Source organism: Nocardioides pantholopis (assembly GCF_003710085.1).
In the GTDB taxonomy this organism is placed as follows: Bacteria; Actinomycetota; Actinomycetes; order Propionibacteriales; family Nocardioidaceae; genus Nocardioides; species Nocardioides pantholopis.
Genome location: NZ_CP033324.1, coordinates 2,536,405 through 2,553,471 on the forward strand (window position 1 = coordinate 2,536,405; position 17,067 = coordinate 2,553,471).

The 17,067-nt window shown below is 73.5% G+C and carries 16 protein-coding genes; 5 read left to right on the forward strand and 11 right to left on the reverse strand.

Annotated elements, in window-relative coordinates:
• Window positions 1-69 precede the first annotated feature (69 nt).
• Window positions 70-1,044 carry a class A beta-lactamase gene (gene bla, locus EBO35_RS12190; RefSeq protein WP_206422551.1) on the forward strand — a complete coding sequence of 325 codons (975 nt, stop codon included), beginning with the start codon at window positions 70-72 and terminating at the stop codon, window positions 1,042-1,044.
• Between the two features lie 80 nt (window positions 1,045-1,124).
• Complete coding sequence (locus EBO35_RS12195; protein ID WP_122817951.1) at window positions 1,125-1,706, forward strand: class I SAM-dependent methyltransferase; 582 nt, start codon at window positions 1,125-1,127, stop codon at window positions 1,704-1,706.
• Between the two features lie 16 nt (window positions 1,707-1,722).
• On the opposite strand, the gene EBO35_RS12200 is transcribed toward EBO35_RS12195, so the two are convergent.
• Window positions 1,723-2,058, reverse strand: a complete 336-nt coding sequence (locus EBO35_RS12200) for a hypothetical protein (RefSeq protein WP_122817952.1) — start codon at window positions 2,056-2,058, stop codon at window positions 1,723-1,725.
• A gap of 176 nt (window positions 2,059-2,234) precedes the next feature.
• Between EBO35_RS12200 and EBO35_RS12205 the strand changes: the two genes are divergently transcribed.
• Window positions 2,235-3,047, forward strand: coding sequence for a hypothetical protein (locus tag EBO35_RS12205; RefSeq protein ID WP_122817953.1), 813 nt, complete (start codon window positions 2,235-2,237; stop codon window positions 3,045-3,047).
• 24 nt (window positions 3,048-3,071) lie between these two features.
• Here EBO35_RS12205 and EBO35_RS12210 read toward each other — a convergent pair whose 3' ends face one another.
• Window positions 3,072-4,694 carry an FAD-dependent oxidoreductase gene (locus EBO35_RS12210; protein WP_122817954.1) on the reverse strand — a complete coding sequence of 541 codons (1,623 nt, stop codon included), beginning with the start codon at window positions 4,692-4,694 and terminating at the stop codon, window positions 3,072-3,074.
• A gap of 165 nt (window positions 4,695-4,859) precedes the next feature.
• Window positions 4,860-5,633, reverse strand: a complete 774-nt coding sequence (locus EBO35_RS12215; protein WP_122817955.1) for a helix-turn-helix domain-containing protein — start codon at window positions 5,631-5,633, stop codon at window positions 4,860-4,862.
• A 112-nt stretch (window positions 5,634-5,745) separates the two neighbouring features.
• Here EBO35_RS12215 and EBO35_RS12220 point away from each other — a divergent pair, with 112 nt between their 5' ends.
• Window positions 5,746-6,096 carry a nuclear transport factor 2 family protein gene (locus tag EBO35_RS12220; protein ID WP_122817956.1) on the forward strand — a complete coding sequence of 117 codons (351 nt, stop codon included), beginning with the start codon at window positions 5,746-5,748 and terminating at the stop codon, window positions 6,094-6,096.
• 13 nt (window positions 6,097-6,109) lie between these two features.
• Here EBO35_RS12220 and EBO35_RS12225 read toward each other — a convergent pair whose 3' ends face one another.
• The 8 genes from EBO35_RS12225 to EBO35_RS12260 form a co-directional block, all read right to left on the reverse strand.
• Entirely contained in the window at window positions 6,110-6,637 is a 528-nt protein-coding gene (locus EBO35_RS12225) for a hypothetical protein (RefSeq protein WP_122817957.1), read from the reverse strand.
• A gap of 249 nt (window positions 6,638-6,886) precedes the next feature.
• Window positions 6,887-8,884 (reverse strand): TRAP transporter permease, encoded by a 1,998-nt coding sequence (locus tag EBO35_RS12230; RefSeq protein WP_206422552.1) that lies wholly within the window; start codon window positions 8,882-8,884, stop codon window positions 6,887-6,889.
• A 25-nt stretch (window positions 8,885-8,909) separates the two neighbouring features.
• Entirely contained in the window at window positions 8,910-10,025 is a 1,116-nt protein-coding gene (locus tag EBO35_RS12235; protein WP_122817958.1) for a TAXI family TRAP transporter solute-binding subunit, read from the reverse strand.
• Window positions 10,022-12,277: an acetate--CoA ligase family protein gene (locus EBO35_RS12240; RefSeq protein WP_164477944.1), complete on the reverse strand. Its 2,256-nt coding sequence runs from the start codon at window positions 12,275-12,277 to the stop codon at window positions 10,022-10,024. Before EBO35_RS12240 ends, EBO35_RS12235 begins: the two co-directional genes overlap by 4 nt.
• Complete coding sequence (locus EBO35_RS12245; protein WP_122817960.1) at window positions 12,267-12,674, reverse strand: hotdog family protein; 408 nt, start codon at window positions 12,672-12,674, stop codon at window positions 12,267-12,269. Before EBO35_RS12245 ends, EBO35_RS12240 begins: the two co-directional genes overlap by 11 nt.
• Window positions 12,671-13,156, reverse strand: coding sequence for an FAS1-like dehydratase domain-containing protein (locus EBO35_RS12250; protein ID WP_122817961.1), 486 nt, complete (start codon window positions 13,154-13,156; stop codon window positions 12,671-12,673). The genes EBO35_RS12245 and EBO35_RS12250 overlap by 4 nt, the downstream gene beginning before the upstream one ends.
• Entirely contained in the window at window positions 13,153-13,545 is a 393-nt protein-coding gene (locus tag EBO35_RS12255) for a Zn-ribbon domain-containing OB-fold protein (RefSeq protein WP_122817962.1), read from the reverse strand. The genes EBO35_RS12250 and EBO35_RS12255 overlap by 4 nt, the downstream gene beginning before the upstream one ends.
• Window positions 13,542-14,696, reverse strand: coding sequence for a thiolase C-terminal domain-containing protein (locus EBO35_RS12260; RefSeq protein ID WP_122819710.1), 1,155 nt, complete (start codon window positions 14,694-14,696; stop codon window positions 13,542-13,544). Before EBO35_RS12260 ends, EBO35_RS12255 begins: the two co-directional genes overlap by 4 nt.
• A 258-nt stretch (window positions 14,697-14,954) precedes the next feature.
• Between EBO35_RS12260 and EBO35_RS12265 the strand changes: the two genes are divergently transcribed.
• On the forward strand, window positions 14,955-17,033 hold the full coding sequence (locus EBO35_RS12265) for an acyl-CoA dehydrogenase family protein (protein ID WP_122817963.1): 2,079 nt from the start codon (window positions 14,955-14,957) through the stop codon (window positions 17,031-17,033).
• The last annotated feature ends 34 nt before the right edge of the window (window positions 17,034-17,067 follow it).

A 17,067-nucleotide genomic window follows, 5' to 3' on the forward strand; every position in this document is an offset into this window, starting at 1 on the left:
CGGCAGCCGGGTCCGGCTCGGCCACACTGTCAGCCCCGAGAACCGTGTCGACCGATCCCGAGGAGCGCCGTGTTTCGCCGCAACCCGACCGACCACCGGCGGGCACGGACCCGCCTCCACCTGGCCGCGTTGGCGTCCGGCGTACTCGTGGCGGCGGCCGGCGCGTGCTCGACGGACCAGCCGTCCCAGGATCGTGCGGGCACGCCGGACCGCGCCACCTCCGACAGCGCGGCGCCGTCGACCGAGACCGCTCCCCCGTCCGGGGACCCGGCCGCCGAGCTCGACGCGCTCGAGGAGCGGTACGCCGCGCGGCTCGGGGTCTTCGCCGTCGACACCGGCAGCGGCGCGACCGTCGAGCACCGGGCCGACGAGCGCTTCGCCTACGCCTCGACCCACAAGGCCCTGAGCGCGGCCGCCGTCCTGGCCGGGTCCGGGCCGGACCGGCTGGACGACGTCGTCCGGTACGACGCCTCCGAGCTCGTCGCGCACTCGCCGGTGACCGAGCAGCACGTCGGCACCGGGCTTTCCCTGAGGCGGATCGCGGAGGCGGCGGTCCGCGAGAGCGACAACACCGCTGGCAACCTGCTCCTCGAGGAGCTGGGTGGCCCGGCGGGCTTCGAGCGGACCCTGGAGGCGCTCGGCGACGACGTCACGGTCGCCGCCCGGAGGGAGACCGCGCTCAACGAGGCCACGCCGGGCGATCCCCGCGACACCACCACCCCGCGCGCGTTCGCGCAGGTCCTGCGCGCGTACGCCGTCGACGACGCCCTCGACACCGCGGACCGGCGCACCCTGCTGCGCTGGATGCGAGGCAACGCGACCGGCGACACCCTGGTGGAGGCGGGTGTCCCGGACGGCTGGCGGGTCGCTGACAAGTCGGGTGCCGGCGGCTACGGCACCCGCAACGACATCGCCGTCGTCCACCCGCCCGGCCGCTCCCCGATCGTGGTGGCCGTCTTCTCCGACCGGGGTCAGCCCGAGGCCGACTACGACGACGACCTGATCGCGGATGCGGCGCGAGCCGTGATCGGAGCGCTCCGCTGAGCGCCACTCCCGTACCGCACACTGGGGAAAGAGGGCACCGGGCCCTGGCCTGAGCAGCCGTGGTCGATCACCGTCGATCCATGAGTCTCGGCGGGCGCCTTCGCAACATGAGCTACGACGCGCTGCTGCGTGTCGACACGAAAGGGATCGTTCAGACGAACATCCCGGACGGATGCCATGCCGCGTCCGCCGACTACCCGACCGTCGCCACGATGCTGGACGGTCTCGACCTGAGCCCCGACGACGTGCTGGTCGACATCGGGTGCGGCAAGGGCCGGGTCATCTGCCTGGCCGCCCGCCGGCAGGTGGGCCGGGTGATCGGCCTCGACCTGAGCCCCGAGATCATCCGGGTCGCCGCCGCCAACGTCCGGCGCCTCCGCGGCGCCCGGTCCCCCGTGGAGGCGGTGGTCGCCGACGCGGTGACCTACGACTACCGCGACGTCACCTGCGCCTATCTGTTCAACCCCTTCGAGCACTTCGTGCTGGACCGGGTGCTCGCGAAGATCCGCGCGGACCGGGCCGACGCGCCGTTCCGGTGCGTGTTCCTCCACCTCAGCGAGGTGCAGCGCGAGACCTTCGAGCGCCACGACTGGCTGAAGGTCACCGACGAAGGCGTCATCGGCGGACAGCGCTTCGCCTACTACCAGTCGATCCTCGCCTGACCTGCTCGTTCGCGGCTCACTCCGCCCGGAGCTGCAGGGCCCGGTCCAGGTCGGCGTCCACCACCTCGTGGTGGTCCACGTGCAGGTCCTTCTCGACCAGCAGGTCGTCGTCGCCCGGATAGAAGACGGCCACCTCCGGCTGGTCCCCGGCGAACCGGCGCACGGCGTCCATGGAGTTCCACAGCGACAGCGTGACCACCTCGACGAGGTCGCCCACCGGCCGGCGCAGCACCAGCACGCCGAGGTTGCCCGGCGTCTCCCGGTAGGCACGCACACCGGTCTCGTCCTGGTGCGCGAGGTACGCCTCGGCGTCCTCCGCCCGGACGGCTCCTCGCCAGCGACGCAGGATCATCGCGTACCTCCCCGTCGGTTCCTTCCCGGTGGTCGGGTCACCGTATGGCGCGCGCACGGGTGCGAGCCACGCCGTTTGGCGCCACCGAGCGCTGCGCCGGCGACGCTGTCGAGGAACCGGTCCGCAGGTCGCAGCGTCCCAGGTCCATGCGCACTCCCCCGCTGCTGGTGTCGATAATGCTCCCGCTGCTGGTGCTTGCCGCCTGCGGCCAGCCGGACCAGCCGGACCCGCCGGCCTCCACGTCGTACGACGGTCCGCTGCACCTGCCCGAGGGCGAGGGCCGCCATCCGCGGGCCGGCGCCGCCGGCGACGTCGTGGACTGCGAGGCCTGGGGCACCGGGAGTTCCTTCCGCGGGGACGTGTACGTCGAGGGAGCCACCGCCGACACCGCCGCCGGGGCGGTCCGGACCGCGGCCAGCGAGGGCCTGTGGCCGCTGGAGGCCGACGACGTCGTCGTCGCGGCCGAGTCCGAGGACCGGGTGCTCTACGTCGTGGAGGTGGCCGGGGTCCCCAAGGCGGCGCTGATCGTGCGCGACGGGCTCGGGGCCGAGGGGACCGGCGGGAACGGCTGGTACGCCGAGTCCTGGGCGACGTGCGACATCGTCGAGCTGCCCGCCGACATCGTCGAGCGGCTCGGTCGCGAGGTGTGGACCGACGCCGGCGGGCGGATCGTGCCGACCCGACGGCTCCAGGTGTTCCGCGGCGCCGAGCACTGCGGCTGGCAGCACCTGACCTTCGTCAGCCTGGGGCGCTATCCCGAGGGGCCGACCTTCATTCGCGGCCCGGTCCGGGAGCCGGCCCTGCGCGACCTCGTCGCCGAGCCGTACCTGACCCGCACCACGTTGCCCGCCGACGCCGTCGACTCCGGCTTCCGCCGCGGCCGGGACCGGCTCTGGCTCGCGGCGGACCGCTCGCGCGCCTACCTCGGCGCGGGCCCCGACGCTGTCGAGCTGCTGCCGCGCCTGGTCGAGCCCCTCGGTTGCGGGTGAGTGCCGCGGCGGCGCCGCCGACCGTCACTCCGCCACCACCCGCTCGCGCGGGGCCCCCTCGGTGCGGCCGGCCCCGAACCACCGGGCGAGCGCCTCGCGCAGCGCGTCCACGGCCGTTCCGGTCGGCTCGTCGACGCCCGCCGCCCAGGCGACGTGGGCGTCCGGGCGGACCAGCAGGGCGTCGGCCGGGCGGTCCTGGGCCACGACGCTGTGCAGGTCGACGTTGTGCAGGTCGACGTTGTGCAGGTCGACACTGTGCAGGTCGACACTGTGCAGGTCGACCCGGTGCTCCCACTCCCGGGCCACGTCGCGCAGGTCCGCGCGGTCGGCGAGGTCGAGGAGGACGGGCCGGGCCCGCAGGTCGAGCCCCGCGAGACCTCCCGGCCCCGGATCACCGACCAGGGCCAGGTCGGGCGCGAAGGTCCCCACCAGCGGGTGCCGCTCGTGCCCCGGGAGGGGATAGCGGACGTCGGAGCCGGCCATCATCGACCCGAGCCGGCGCAGCGGCTGCTCGTCGACGAGCAGCCCGCCGACCAGCTCCCGCAGCGCCTGGGCGGCGGCGTCGTGGCCGCGGCGCAGGGCGATCTGCGCCTGGGTGTGCAGCATCGTCCGCGCGGCCGCGAGGCGGCGTTCCTCGTCGTAGCTGTCCAGCAGGCCCTCCGGCGCCCAGCCGCCGACCACGGCCCCCAGCTTCCAGCCCAGGTTGACGGCGTCGAGCAGGTCGACGTTGAGCGCCGCGCCCGGGGACGGGAAGAGGTGGGCGGCGTCGCCGGCCAGCAGCACCCTCCCAACCCGGTGCCGCTCGACCTGGCGCGCGTGGAAGGTGAAGCGGGTCAGCCGGATCGGGTCCCCCATCGGCAGGTCGATCCCGCGCACGCGGCGCACGCTGGCGCGCACCTCCGCCACGGTCATCGGCTCGTCGTCGTCGTAGTCGGTGGACTCCTCCTCGCTGGTGTACACACCCAGCACGGCGGGGTCGGCCGACCCCGTGGCGAACTCCCCGCGCTCGGTGCGGGTGAAGCCGAAGCCGATCGAGCCCACGCCGGCCACCTCCAGCCCGCCGTCCTCCGCCTGGGTCACCGACTCCGGCATCGTGGTCGCGGCCAGCCGCTGGACCTCCGGGTACGTCGTCCCGGGGAACGCGATCCCGACCAGGTCCCGCACCCGGCTGCGGGACCCGTCGCAGCCGACGACGTACGCCGCGCGCATCCGGGCCGGGCCGTCGGGGCCGCTGACCTCGACCGTCACTCCCTCGGCGTCCTGGCTCAGCCCCACCACCTCGTGCCCGCGGCGGACCTCGGCGCCGAGCTCCCGGGCGAATCCGTCGAGCACCCCCTCGAGCAGGGGCTGCGGCAGCGGCAGCGCCGCCATCGGTGGGTCCGGCAGCCGGGTGAGGTCCACGTGCATGCCGCCCCACGGGAAGATCGGCGCCGGCCGGGGCGCGGTGCTGGCCGCCTCGAACCGCGCCAGGTCGCCCCGCAGCCGCAGCAGGTCCAGGATCTGGCCGCTCAGGCCGCCGGCCTTCGCCACCTGGCGGATCCGCCGGTGCCGTTCCAGCACGAGCACGCCCACTCCCGCCCGCCGCAGCTCCACCGCCAGCAGCAGCCCGGTGGGCCCAGCGCCCACCACGATCACGTCCGCATCCATCCCTGTGACTCCCTTCCGCGGCACCCGTGCAGCGCCACGGCCGGCGATTCTGCGGCCGCATGGGGGGCTTGCGGCAAGCCCCCCGCTGGTCTATACGTTGAAGAGGGAGAGGGGCAGGGCCCCTCTCTCTTTCTCTGTCTCGCGGCCTTATGGGGCTCCGCCAGGTCAGCCGAGCGCCTCCCGGGTCGCGGCGTCCGCCGGGAGGAAGGTCTCCAGGTGCAGGCCCTCCAGGGTGGCGTCGGTCGCGGTGTCCAGCCGCGCCGAGGTGCTGAAGAACCGCAGCGGCCCGGCGGCGGTGTCCAGCTCCAGGGCGAGGACCGGGCCGGTCGACTCCGGCAGACCTGGCGTCCGGCCCAGGTAGGACTCGACCTGTGCCACGAGCTCCCGATGGCGCGGGTCGTGGGTGTGCTCGGCGCGGTGCACCGCCTGCCGGTACAGGTGCGCCGCCCACTCGGCGTGGTTGCGCATCCGCGCCGCGAGGCCACCCGGGGCCAGGCAGACCTCCAGCACGTTCACGGGCGGCTCCAGCAGTGCCGGGTCGCAGCCCGCCAGCAGCGCGTCGACGGCCGCGTTCGCGTCGACGATGTCCCAGTAGGTGTCCAGCAGCAGGGCCGGATAGGGCAGGTGCGCGTCCAGCAGGTGCCGCAGCCCCTCGAGGACCGCGGCGACTGACCGGTCCTCGAGCCGGTGGTCCTGGTAGCGCGGCGCGTACCCCGCCGAGAGGAGCAGCCGGTTGCGCTCGCGCAGCGGCACGTCGAGATGGTCGGCCAGGTGCAGGACCATGGCGGGGGTCGGGCGGGCCCGGCCCGTCTCGACCCGGCTCAGGTGGCGGGTGCTGACCCGCGACCGGTTCGAGAGCTCCTGCTGGCTGTACCGGCGGCGCTCGCGCCAGATCCGCAGCAGGGCACCGACGTCGGTCGCCTCCAGGGTCGCGGTCATGCCAGCAGCCTAGGTCCGCCCGGCCGACCCGCCATGACCTGTGAGGTCATGGACCGCCGGACCCGGCCGGCGGAAGGCTCGGTGGCCCCAACCGAGTGCGAAGGAGCCCAACATGAGTGACATCGTCGAGCAGTACGTCGCCACCTGGAACGCCGAGGGGCCCGAGCGGGACCGCCTGCTGGCCGCCCACTGGTCACCCGACGTGACGTACGTCGACCCGCTGGCCGAGGTGCGCGGACATGCCGCCCTGAGCGGCCTCATCGACGGGGTCCGCGCCCAGTTCCCCGGCGGTGTCCTGACCCGCCTCTCCGCGGTCGACGCCCACCACCGCCAGCTCCGGTTCTCCTGGGGCCTGGGCCCGGCGGGTCAGGAGCCGGTGGTGATCGGCTTCGACGTCGTCGTCCTGGACGAGGACGGGCGGATCGAGGACGTCCGTGGCTTCCTGGACCGGGTGCCGGCGTGAGGACCTCGCGCGGCTAGGCCCGGTCGTCCCGCGGCAGCGGGCCGACGTCGGCGTGCCGGCCCGGGACCATCGCGGCGTGCCGCTGGCCCGGGCCGGGGCCGTTGCGCGCGGCGAGGGCGTCGGCGACCAGGCCGGTCACGAACCCGTACACGCCCTTGTGCAGGACGTCCACGACCAGCTCGGCCCGGGGCCAGGTCTGCGGGGGCGCGCCGACGCCGGTGGCATTCTCGAGGATCTGGTCGTTCGTCAGCCGCACCACCGTGAACTTCGCCGACGCCAGCGGCCCGCGCAGTCCGACCTGGGCCATCAGCGAGCGGACCACCCCCAGCACGATGCCCTGCCCGTAGTGCATCGCGAGGTTCATCGCACGCGGCTGGCGGCCGGGCCGCTCGGGCAGACCGGCCAGGCGCTCCAGCACCCGCCCCGGCACGTGCGAGTCCGGCCTCCCCGTGAGCCGCTGCTCCACCTTCTCGCCGACAGTCATCACGCTCACCCCGATGGCGCCGGACACCAGTCCCTGCCAGATCACTCGTCGCCACATGGGCTGTCGGTACCCAGACGCCCCGTCCAGAGCCCGCCCCGCTCGCCAGGAGGAGAACCACCCTGAAGGGGCCAGCGGGCCGCCCTGGGCAGGTCGCCGAGATCTCTTGGGCCGTCTCCCCCAGGCGTGTGCCTGTCCACGTCCACCGCCCGGCCGGCTGGTGGCGCTCCTCCTGTCCGTGATCCTCGTGCGCGGCGTCCGTCCCGACTTGGCAGCCGCGCGGCTCGATAGGCGCCGGAACGCCGGCCTCTATGTCGGCCTGCCGACGGGATCAGGCTGGTCCTCGGGCACGATGCCCTCGCCTGTGTGGGCGTCGCGATAAATTCGCAGCCAGAGCGCGAGCAGGACCGCGGCGCCCGCGGCCGCGCCGGCGATCCGGCCGTCGTGGGAGAGCATCAGGATGCCGGCCGCGCCGGCGACGATCCGCTCGGGGATCGACATCGCTCTCTCGATCAGCGGCATCCAGCCCTCGAACGCGGCGGCCAGGACCGCGATGCCGACGATCGCCAGCCCCAGTGCGGTCAGGACCTCGCGGGCCGAGCCCTGCGCCACCAGTGCCGGGTTCAGCGCGAACGCGAATGGCACGACATACTTGACCATGCCGAGGCGCATCGCCATGAAGCCGGTCGCCATGGGTGCGGTCCGGGCTATCCCGGCCGCCGCGAACGCGGCCAGGGCCACCGGCGGGGTGATGTAGGACGCCGCCGCCCAGTAGATGACGAACAGGTGCGCCGCCATCTCGTTGACGCCGAGGGTGACCAGGGCGGGCACCATGACGATGGCGAGGAAGACGTAGACCGCCGAGATCGTCATGCCCATGCCCAGGATCAGGCTGGTGATGGCGCCCGCCACCAGGATGATGTAGAGGTTGTCCCCCGCTGCGGCGACCAGCTCGCGGGACAGCGAGAGCGAGACGCCGGACATCGAGAGACCGCCGACGATCAGCCCGACCCCGGCGATGATGCCGATGATGTCGGCGATCGAGCGGCCCGACTCCAGGACCAGGTCCCGCACCCGGGCCAGTGTCAGCCGGTTGGTACGCCGCAGCGCGGCGATAACCAGCAGCACCAGCACCGTGAGGAACGGCGCCTGGGTCTCCTCCTGGCGGACGACCAGCAGCAGGGTCAGCACCACCAGGGCCAGCACGTAGGGCCATCCGGCCAGCAGCGTCGCGCCCATCCGGGGCCGGCTGTCCCGCGGCTCGCCGCGCATCCGGTTCCGCGCGGCGTACCCGTCGACCTGGACGAAGATGCCCAGGTAGAACAGCAGCGCGGGGATCGCGGCGGCCAGCGCGATCTCGGAGTACGGCACCCCGACGAACGAGACCATGATGAACGCGGCCGTGCCCATGATCGGCGGGGTGATCGAGCCGCCGGACGCGGCCGTCGCCTCGATGCCGCCGGCGTAGAGGGCCGGATAGCCGGCCTTCTTCATCGCCGGGATCGTCATCGGGCCGGTCGTCAGCACGTTGGACACCGCGCTGCCGCTCATCATCCCCATGGCCGCGGAGCTGCTCACCGCGACCTTGGCGGTTCCGCCGCGCGAGGATCCGAAGATCGCGCGGGAGATGTCGATGAAGAAGTCGGCGCCGCCGGTGCGCTGCAACGTGATCCCGAACAGGATGAAGCCCACCAGCACCGTGGCCCCGGCCTGCAGCGGCAGCCCGAAGATGCTCTCGGAGCCGTAGACGTGCATCAGCGCAGCGCCGTCGGAATCGAACTGGATGCCCGAGAGGAAGCCGATCGGGATGTTCGCCGCGAACATCGGATAGATCGAGAAGAGCCCGGCGATCACCGTGACGACCAGGCCGGCGGTACGCCGCAGCACCTCCAGGACCAGCACCCACAGCACGTACGCCACGACCAGGCCGAGCGTCGGGGCCGAGTAGTCCCAGCCCGTCTCGGCGATCTCCTGGGCGTGCACCGCGAGGTAGATGCTGATGCCGAAGGTCAGCACGGCGAGCACCGCGTCGTACCACGGAACTGCGAGGAGCGGCGGCGGCGCCTCGTGCAGGGCCACCTCCGGCGGGGCCGACCCGTCCGGGGCGGGCGCCGTCTCCGGCGCCACCTTGCGGACCCGCCGGAAGATGAACACCATCGGCAGGAACGCCGCGAGCACCAGGAACAGGTACTCGTTGCGCTGGAGGCTGTGCCCGAAGGGGCTCCAGACGAACGCCCAGCACAGCACCAGCAGCACGCCCGCCACGGTGAGCACCAAGGCGACGCCCTGCCAGAACCTGTGCATCATCGCCACCACTCCTCGCTCGCGGGCGTCAGCCCGCGAGGTTCTCGGACTTCCACTCGGCCCACGCTTCAGCGAGCTCGGACTCCGAGGCGTCCTCGGAGACCTCGTCCCAGCCCGCGGCCAGCTCCTTCTCCCGCGCCAGCAGCTCGTCCTGCCGGGCCTGGGCCTCCTCGGTCCAGACGTCCTTCTCGGTCAGGAACTCGACCAGCCCCTCGTGGAACGGGACCTGCGCCGGGACCAGGCTCGCCTCGTCGATGCTCCACAGCGGGGTCGTGGAGGTGGAGTCCTCGTACTTGTCGAAGGAGTCCACGATGCCGCTCACGACGTCCTGGACCGCCTCGGCGGAGGTCTCGGAGGTGGCGACGACCGGCATCGGGTAGTAGAACCCGACATCGGACTGGCCGTCCTGCTGTGCGGCGCCGTCGGTGAACTCGGCCAGCTCCACCGAGGGCGACTTCTCCTGCACCGCCGCGACCATCTCCTCGTCCTCGGCATCCAGCTCGATCCACCGGATGTCGGTCTGGCCCTCGAGCTCGAAGAGCGTGGACGCGGCGACTGAGGAGAACATCACGTCGGCCTTGCCGGCCTTGAGGGCCTCGGCCTGCGCGCTGTACTCGACGTTGACGACCTTCACGTCGTCGCGGGTCAGTCCGCCGGCCGCGAGCAACGAGTCCACCTTGCTGTTCACCGACGGGTTGGAGGTGAACTCGGGGATCTTCTTGCCCGCGAGGTCGGCCGGCGTGGTGATCCCCGAGTCCGAGCGCACGACGAACGACGCGGGAAGGGTCGGCGCCCACACGACGCGCATCGGCTGCGGGCCCCATGCCTCGGTCGCGAACTCGTGGTCGCCCTCGAAGGCGAAGATGTACTCGTCGCCGGTCCGCGCGAACTGCGCGGTGCCCTTGACCAGCGGCATCATCCGCCCGGTGCTGGTGTCGGAGGTGATGATGCGGGTCTTGGTGCCGCTCACCTCGGTCATCGCGTTCGCCACGGCTGCCATGTCGGCGTACGTCGCGGTGCCGGTGCCGTAGGTGGAGATGATCACCTGGCCGGATCCCCCGCCTGCGGAGGATGAGGAGCCGCAGCCGGTCACGGCGAGCGCGAGCGCTGCACCGACTCCGATCAGGGCCGAGCGCTTCTTCATGACCTGTCTCCTTCTGGCTTGGCTGGCTTGGCTGGCTTGGCTGGCTTGGCTGGCTCGGCTGGGGTGGCCGGGTCGGGAAGAGATGGCGGGCGCAGCAGGACGAGCGCGTCCACGGCCACGGCGCCGCTGCCGGCCTCGCGGACCAGCAGCGGGTTGACGTCGACCTCGGCGAGCTCGTCGGCGAAGTCGGCGAGGAACCAGGACAGCCGCTCGATGACCTCGGCGACCGCGGCGACGTCCACCGGGGCCCGGCCGCGGACGCCGTCGAGCAGCGCCGCGCCGGCCAGGGAGCGCAGCAGCTGCTCGGCCGAGGCCCGGTCCAGGGGCGCCTGCCCGAGCCGCACATCCTGGAGGACCTCGACGAGGATGCCACCAAGCCCCGCCAGGACCACGGGGCCGAAGCCGTCGTCGACGCGGCCGCCGACGATCAGCTCTGCCTCACCGGACTCCATCGGCTGGACCAGGAGCCGGGCGTCGTCCGCCACGGCGCGACCGATCCGCAGCAGGTCCTCGGCGGCGGCCCGCACGTCCGCGGCGGGCTCCAGGCCGAGCCGGACCCCGCCGAGCTCGCTCTTGTGCGCGACCTGGTCGCTGAGCACCTTGAGCACGCACGGACCCGGGATCCCGGCGGCCGCGGCGACCGCTTCGTCCGGGGTGGCCGCGACGACCGCGGTCGCCATCGGGACGCCGTACGCCGCGAGCACGGCCGAGGACTCGGCCTCGCTGAGCGTGAGCGACCCGCGGGCCCGCGCCGCGGCCAGGACCTCGCGCACCTGCCCGGCGCGCACGTCCGAGGGGCGCCGGGGGGTCGGCAGCGGCGCACGCAGGGAGTGGTCGGCCACCCAGCTCAGCGCCCGGGCGGCCCGACTGGGGTCGGTGAAGCACGGGATGCCGAGCTCCCGCAGCCGCCGCCGCGGCTCTCCGCCGCCGCCGGACCACACGACGGCCATCGGCTTGTCGGTGCTCTGGAAGACCCGCTGGATCTGGGCGATGAGCGGCTCGGCGAAGGAGTCCGCGTTCCCGACGAGCACGCAGATCAGGTCGGTGTCTGGGTGCTCGGCGGCCAGGTCGAGCGCCTCGCTGAGCGAGGACTGGTCGGTGATCAGGGCCGCGGTGAGGTCCACCGGGTTGGTGGCCGAGCCGTACGACGGGAGCAGGGCGTCCAGCCGCGAGAGCCACGGCTCCTCCCACGGGTCGACGACCAGGCCGCGGGCGACGGCCGCGTCGGTCATCAGCACCCCGGCACCTCCGGACTCCGACATCACCGTCAGCCGGCGACCCCGGGCCCGACGTCCGGTGCTGAAGACCTGCGCGGCCTCGAGCAGCTCCTCCTGGGAGTCCACGCGCACCACGCCGGCGCGGCGTACCAACGCGTCGAAGACTGCGTCGTCGCCGCTGAGGGCGGCCGTGTGCGAGCCGGCGGCGCGCGAGCCGGCGGCGGACCTTCCGGACTTCAGCACCACGAGCGGGACGTCGCCGCGGTGCGCGCGGTGGGCGACGTCCATCAGCCGTGCCCCGTCCGCGGAGCCCTCCAGGTAGGCCAGCAGCACCTTCGAGGAGCCCTCGTCGAGGAGGCCGCCGAGCACCTCGGCGACCGAGAGGTCGGTCTCGTTCCCGGTGGCGACGTAGTAGGACATGCCGATGCGCTGGGTGTGCACCTCGTCCATGAGGAACGTGCCCACGGCGCCGCTCTGGCTGACGAAGCCGACCGGTCCCACCGGGAAGTCCTCGCGCTCGGCGAGCATCGGGGTGAAGGTCGGCACCACGCCGTTGCCGAAGCCGATGACGCCGAGGCAGTTGGGGCCGAGGACCCGCACGCCGCTCTCCGCGATGGCGGCCTCGAGGTCGCGCTGCAGCGCCGCGCCGCTCTCGCCCACCTCGGCGAACCCCGAGCCGGCGACGATCACGCAGCGCACGCCCTTTCGGCCCGCCGCCCGGACGGTCTCCGGCACCAGCGCGGCCGGGGTCATCAGCAGCGCCAGGTCGATCTCGCCGTCGACCTCTTCGAGCGAGGGGAAGCAGGGCAGCCCCTGGATCTCCTCGCGGCCGGGGTTGATCGGGATGATCCGGCCGGCGTAGCCGAACTTCTTCAGGTAGGCCACCGGGCGCCCGGACAGCTTCGCCGGGTCGGCCGAGGCACCGACGACCGCTATGGACCGGGGGTCCAGCAGGGCGGCCACGCCGACGTCGCGCCCGGCGTCCTCACCGATGTCCCGGCTGTGGTCCCGTTGCGGATGGAGGTCAGTGGTCATCGATCTCGAACTCCACGATTCCTGAGCAGGTGGTGGTGCCGTCGGCGGTGGTGACGGCCAGGTCGGCCACGACGCGCCGGCCATCCCGGGCCGAGACGGTGCCGGTACAGGTCAGCTGCGCCCCGGCGTACGTCGGCGCGGAGGACCGGTAGCGGGTGGCGACGATGCGGCCCCGCCCGGCGATCCACTCCTGGGCGCAGCGCAGCAGCAGGCCGCCGAGCATCGGGCCCTGGGCCAGCAGCCCGGGATAGCCCTCCGCGCCGGTCGTGTACGGCGCGTCGTAGTGCACGCGGTGGGGGTTCCAGGTCACCGCGGAGTAGCAGAAGAGCCGAACCTCGTCGGCGAGGAACGAGATCGGGGTCAGCGTGTCGCCCACCTGGGGCGCGACGGCGCTCATCGCAGGATCCGCACGTAGGTCTCCCGGACCTTGGGGGTGCCCGCGACGGCGTACTCGAGGTCGTAGGTGACGAAGGCGAGCGGACCGGAGCGGCCCTCCTTCTCCCGCAGCCCGGAGAGGGTCTTGGTGACGACGACGCCGTCCCCGGCCACGAGGTCGTCGAGGAACTCGACGGTGGTCTCCCCCGCCATCCGACGGGTCGCCGAGCTGGGCGGGGTCATGTCCGGACTGCCGCCGTCGGCCGCGAGCTCGCCGATCGGCACGATGTTGGGCAGCGCGTGCCGGATCACCATGTGGTAGCCGATCGGGGCGACCACGTCGCGGTGGCCCCGGCGCCTGGCGACCTCGGGGTCCAGGTGGACGGGGTCCTCGATGCCCATCACGTGGCAGTACTTGGCGATGTCCACGTCGGTGACGAGGTAGGGGCGGTAGGTCTGGGAGCGGCCCAGCTCCGCCGCCGCCTCGGGGGCGAGCAGGCTCATCGGTCCTCCTTCGTGCTCGTGGGGTGCCACAGCGGAACCGGGGACCCGTCCGGGCCCGTCTCGACCTGCCAGCGCCAGCGGGAATCGATCCCCAGCTTCTCGGGGTCGGCGGCGAGTCGGCCGATCAGCCGGATGCCGAGGCCCTCCGGGGCGAGCACGCCGACGGCGTACGGCGTGAGGTCGGCGAAGGCCGGCAGCGGGGTGCGGTGGACGACGGTCCAGGTGAAGAGGGTCGCGGTCGGCGGAGCGACGTCCCAGGCGAGGGCGTCGCCGTGGCAGCGGGGGCACACGTCGCGCGGCGGCCAGCAGGACCGCGCGCATGCCGCGCACGTCGGCACCAGCAGCCGGCCGTCGGCCAGGCCCGCGGTGTACGGCGCCAGCGCGCTCATCGGGCGTCCCCGGCCAGCAGGGCGAAGGCGCCGTCGCCGAGGTCGCCCCACCCGGTGACCGCGGCGATCTCCGCACCGACCACCTGCCGCTCCCCGGCGGTGCCGCGCAACTGGGTGACGGCCTCCACGACATGGTTGAGCCCGGCGACGTGACCTTCCGAGAGCAGCCCCCCGTGCGGGTTCACCGGGAGCGAGCCGCCGAGGGCGATGTTGCCGCCGAGGACGAAGTCGCCGGCGGTGCCGCGTTCGCAGAACCCGGCCTCCTCCAACTGCTGGACGACCTCGAAGGTGAAGCAGTCGTAGATCATCGCCACGTCGACGTCGTGCGGGCCGACACCGGCTCGCGCGTACGCCTCCGGAGCGGCGCTGGTCAGGCCGACCGAGAACGGGTCCTCGCGGTTCGCCAGGTCGTCGGCGGGCGCGGGACGCCCCTCGGTGGCCGCGAGCACGCGGACCATCGGGTGCGGTGCGTCGGCGGCCCGCTCGGCGGTGGTCACCAGGACCGCGGCGGCGCCGTCGGTCTCCAGACAGCAGTCGAACTTCAGGTAGGGGTCCGCGATCATCGGGGCCGCCAGGTAGTCCGCCATCGTGAGCGGGCGACCGTACATCTGGGCGTGCGGGTTCAACTGCGCGTGGGCGCGCATCGTGGTCGCGACGGTGCCGAGCACCTCACGGGAGAGGCCGAACTCGTGGAGGTAGCGCCGGCACAGCAGCGCGTACCACTGGGCCGGGGTGCTCAGCCCGTGCGGGTACTCCAACCCCAGCCGGAACTCCTGCCCGGCGAGCTGCTTGACCCGTTGGGCGATGCCGGTTCCGGAACGACCGTTGCGGGCGACGAAGACTACGACGTTCTCGGCGGCCCCCGCCTCGACGGCCATCGCGGCCAGCCGCAGGCCGGCCAGGGCGCTGGCGCCGCCCATCTGGGCCACGGCGGTGAACCGGACCCCGGTGAGCCCGAGCAGCCCCATCAGGTCCTCGCAGCTGGGCCCCATCGGGTACGGCACCACACCGTCGATCTCGGCCACGTCGATCCCGGCGTCCGTGGCCGCGGCCACGGTGGCCTCGAGGGCGAGCCGGCCGGTGGACCGACCACTGTCCGAGCTGAACTCGGTGCGTCCCACTCCGGCGAGACAGGCGCTGCGAGCGAGCACGGGCACCTCCTTCGGCACGTATCTTGTTCCGACCGATCGGTCTATTACGGGAGTAATCTGCTGTGTGAAATGCGTCATGTCAATGCCGCGGTCCAGAATTCTCCACAGTTGCACAGCATCAGCAGCCCACCGCCGACTGCCCAGAGAGCAGGCGCGACGGGCGCGAGCCGCCTCGAGAGGTCGTCACCTTCCTTGACGCCGACGAGTCGCCTCGGCGTTAATTAGCCCGACCGGTCTATTCATACCCAGAGGAGCCCCATGCTGTCCGCCGAAGACATCGACGCGTTCGAAGCCGGGGTCCGGGGACACCTGGGCCGTCTGTGGCCCGACGCCGGGGATCCGCAGGGGCGCGACCTGGATGCCCTGTGGCGGGTCGCCGCCGAGGAGGGCTGGCTGGCCCTCGAGGAGTTCGACGCCCTGGACGCGGTGCTGCGGGCCGCCCGCGCCTGCGGGCAGGTCGCCGTCCCGCTGCCCCTGGTCGACGCCTTCGTGGCGCGGCGACTCGTGGCCGACGAGTTGCTGGCGGCCGCCATCGCCGAGGGCGAGGTGCGCCCGGTCGTGGCCTTGGGCGCCGACCGGGTGCTCGTCGAGGCCGGCAGCGCCGCGACCCACGTCCTGCTGCTCGACGACGCGCCCCGGCTGGTGCCGCTGTGCGAGGCGCGCCCCCAGGACGGCGTCGCCGCCCCGGCCTGGTCCGAGGCCTCCTTGGCCCTCGACGAGGCCCACCCCTGCGACCCGACCCAGGCCGGTTGGGCCCGCGACGTGGTCCGGCTCGGCCTCGCCGCCCGCGCGCTCGCGGCCGCCGAGGCCGCCCTGGCCATGGCCGTGCACCACGCCTGCCACCGTGAGCAGTTCGGTCGCCCGGTCGGCACCTTCGGCGCCGTGCAGCAGCGGCTGGCGACCCTGCACATCGAGGCGACGGCGGCCCGACTGCTGGTCGAGGAGGCGGTGCGGCTCTACCAGTCCGGCGATCCCGGATGGCGCCTGGGCGCCCGGCTCGCCGAGGAGCACGTCGTGCTCTCCGCGCCGCAGATCCAGTTCGGCGCCCAGCACACACTCGGCGCGATCGGCTACTTCGAAGAGTCCGCAGCCCCCTGGCTGTTCCGCCGGGTGCTGGCCGACCTCGCCGTCCTCGCCACCCCGGTCGGGGACTCCGCCGCCGACCGGCTGCTCGCCGGCGGCTCGCTGCCGGCGCTGGACCGGACCCCGGAGGCGGCCGCGTTCCGGGAGCAGGTGCGCGAGCACTTCGCCCGCAAGGGGATCATCGGCCGGACCCGGCAGGCCCATGTCGACGACCCGCGGGCCGTGCGCAGCATCGCCGCGGCCGGCTTCCTCGGCCTCACGCTGCCCGAGGAGCACGGCGGCCAGGGCCGCGGCGCCCACGACCAGGCCGTGTTCATCGAGGAGATGGGCTACCACCGGGTCTCGGCGTACGTCTCGCTCAACGCCGTGCTTTTCCTCGGCAAGGCGGTCGCCGACCACGGCACGCCCGCCCAGCGCGCGCGCTTCCTGCCGATGATGCGTGACGGCGAGCTGCGGTTCTGCCTGGGCTACTCCGAGCCGGAGACCGGCTCGGACCTCGCGGCGCTGCGCACCCGGGCCGAGCGCGACGGTGACGAGTGGGTGGTCAACGGCCAGAAGCTGTGGACCACCCGCGCGCACCGCTCGGACTGGATGTGGCTGGCCGCGCGCACCGACCCGGACCCGAGCCTGCGGCACCGCGGCATCACCATCTTCCTGCTCCCGATGGACTCGCCGGGCGTGACCGTGCAGGAACACCGGTCCCAGGCCGGGGAGATCTCCTGCTCGGTCTTCCTCGACGACGTCCGGGTCAGCGACGACCTGCGGGTCGGGGAGGTCGGCGGCGGCTGGGCGGTGATCAACACCGCCCTGGCCGGCGAGCGGACCTCGATGGCCGCGGTGACGGCGTCCATGCACCGCCAGCTCGACGACCTCCTCGCACTGGCGCGCTCGGACGAGCGGCTGCTGGGTGCGGCCGGCTCCGCAGCGCGCGCCGACCTCTCCCGGATGGCCACCCGGCTCCAGGGGGCGCGCGTCCTGGTCCGCCAGGCGGTCGACGCGATCGCCGCGAACGGCGGCAGTCGGCTGGAGGCGCCCGCGGCCGCGGTGTGCGCCGGGGAGCTGGCGGTCGACTTCGCGGTCACCACCCAACGCCTGCTCGGCCCGACCGGCCTGCTCGGGGAGTCCGCGGAGCAGCCGGTCAGCCACGGCGCCTTCAGTCACCACCTGTTGATGGCCAGCAAGTCGGTCATCGGCGGTGGCACCAACGACATCCTGCGCGGCCTGGTGGCCCGGGGGCTGGGCCTGCCCCGCTGAGCCCCGGCCGCCTGACCCGAACCGTCCAGGCGGT

What these genes read in the sequence shown, in the direction of transcription:
- EBO35_RS12195 (WP_122817951.1), top strand. Translation starts at nt 1,125, where the DNA reads ATGAGTCTCGGCGGGCGCCTTCGCAACATGAGCTACGACGCGCTGCTG.
- EBO35_RS12200 (WP_122817952.1), bottom strand. Translation starts at nt 2,058, where the DNA reads ATGATCCTGCGTCGCTGGCGAGGAGCCGTCCGGGCGGAGGACGCCGAG.
- EBO35_RS12205 (WP_122817953.1), top strand. Translation starts at nt 2,235, where the DNA reads ATGCTCCCGCTGCTGGTGCTTGCCGCCTGCGGCCAGCCGGACCAGCCG.
- EBO35_RS12210 (WP_122817954.1), bottom strand. Translation starts at nt 4,694, where the DNA reads ATGGATGCGGACGTGATCGTGGTGGGCGCTGGGCCCACCGGGCTGCTG.
- EBO35_RS12215 (WP_122817955.1), bottom strand. Translation starts at nt 5,633, where the DNA reads ATGACCGCGACCCTGGAGGCGACCGACGTCGGTGCCCTGCTGCGGATC.
- EBO35_RS12220 (WP_122817956.1), top strand. Translation starts at nt 5,746, where the DNA reads ATGAGTGACATCGTCGAGCAGTACGTCGCCACCTGGAACGCCGAGGGG.
- EBO35_RS12225 (WP_122817957.1), bottom strand. Translation starts at nt 6,637, where the DNA reads ATGTGGCGACGAGTGATCTGGCAGGGACTGGTGTCCGGCGCCATCGGG.
- EBO35_RS12230 (WP_206422552.1), bottom strand. Translation starts at nt 8,884, where the DNA reads ATGATGCACAGGTTCTGGCAGGGCGTCGCCTTGGTGCTCACCGTGGCG.
- EBO35_RS12235 (WP_122817958.1), bottom strand. Translation starts at nt 10,025, where the DNA reads ATGAAGAAGCGCTCGGCCCTGATCGGAGTCGGTGCAGCGCTCGCGCTC.
- EBO35_RS12240 (WP_164477944.1), bottom strand. Translation starts at nt 12,277, where the DNA reads ATGACCACTGACCTCCATCCGCAACGGGACCACAGCCGGGACATCGGT.
- EBO35_RS12245 (WP_122817960.1), bottom strand. Translation starts at nt 12,674, where the DNA reads ATGAGCGCCGTCGCGCCCCAGGTGGGCGACACGCTGACCCCGATCTCG.
- EBO35_RS12250 (WP_122817961.1), bottom strand. Translation starts at nt 13,156, where the DNA reads ATGAGCCTGCTCGCCCCCGAGGCGGCGGCGGAGCTGGGCCGCTCCCAG.
- EBO35_RS12255 (WP_122817962.1), bottom strand. Translation starts at nt 13,545, where the DNA reads ATGAGCGCGCTGGCGCCGTACACCGCGGGCCTGGCCGACGGCCGGCTG.
- EBO35_RS12265 (WP_122817963.1), top strand. Translation starts at nt 14,955, where the DNA reads ATGCTGTCCGCCGAAGACATCGACGCGTTCGAAGCCGGGGTCCGGGGA.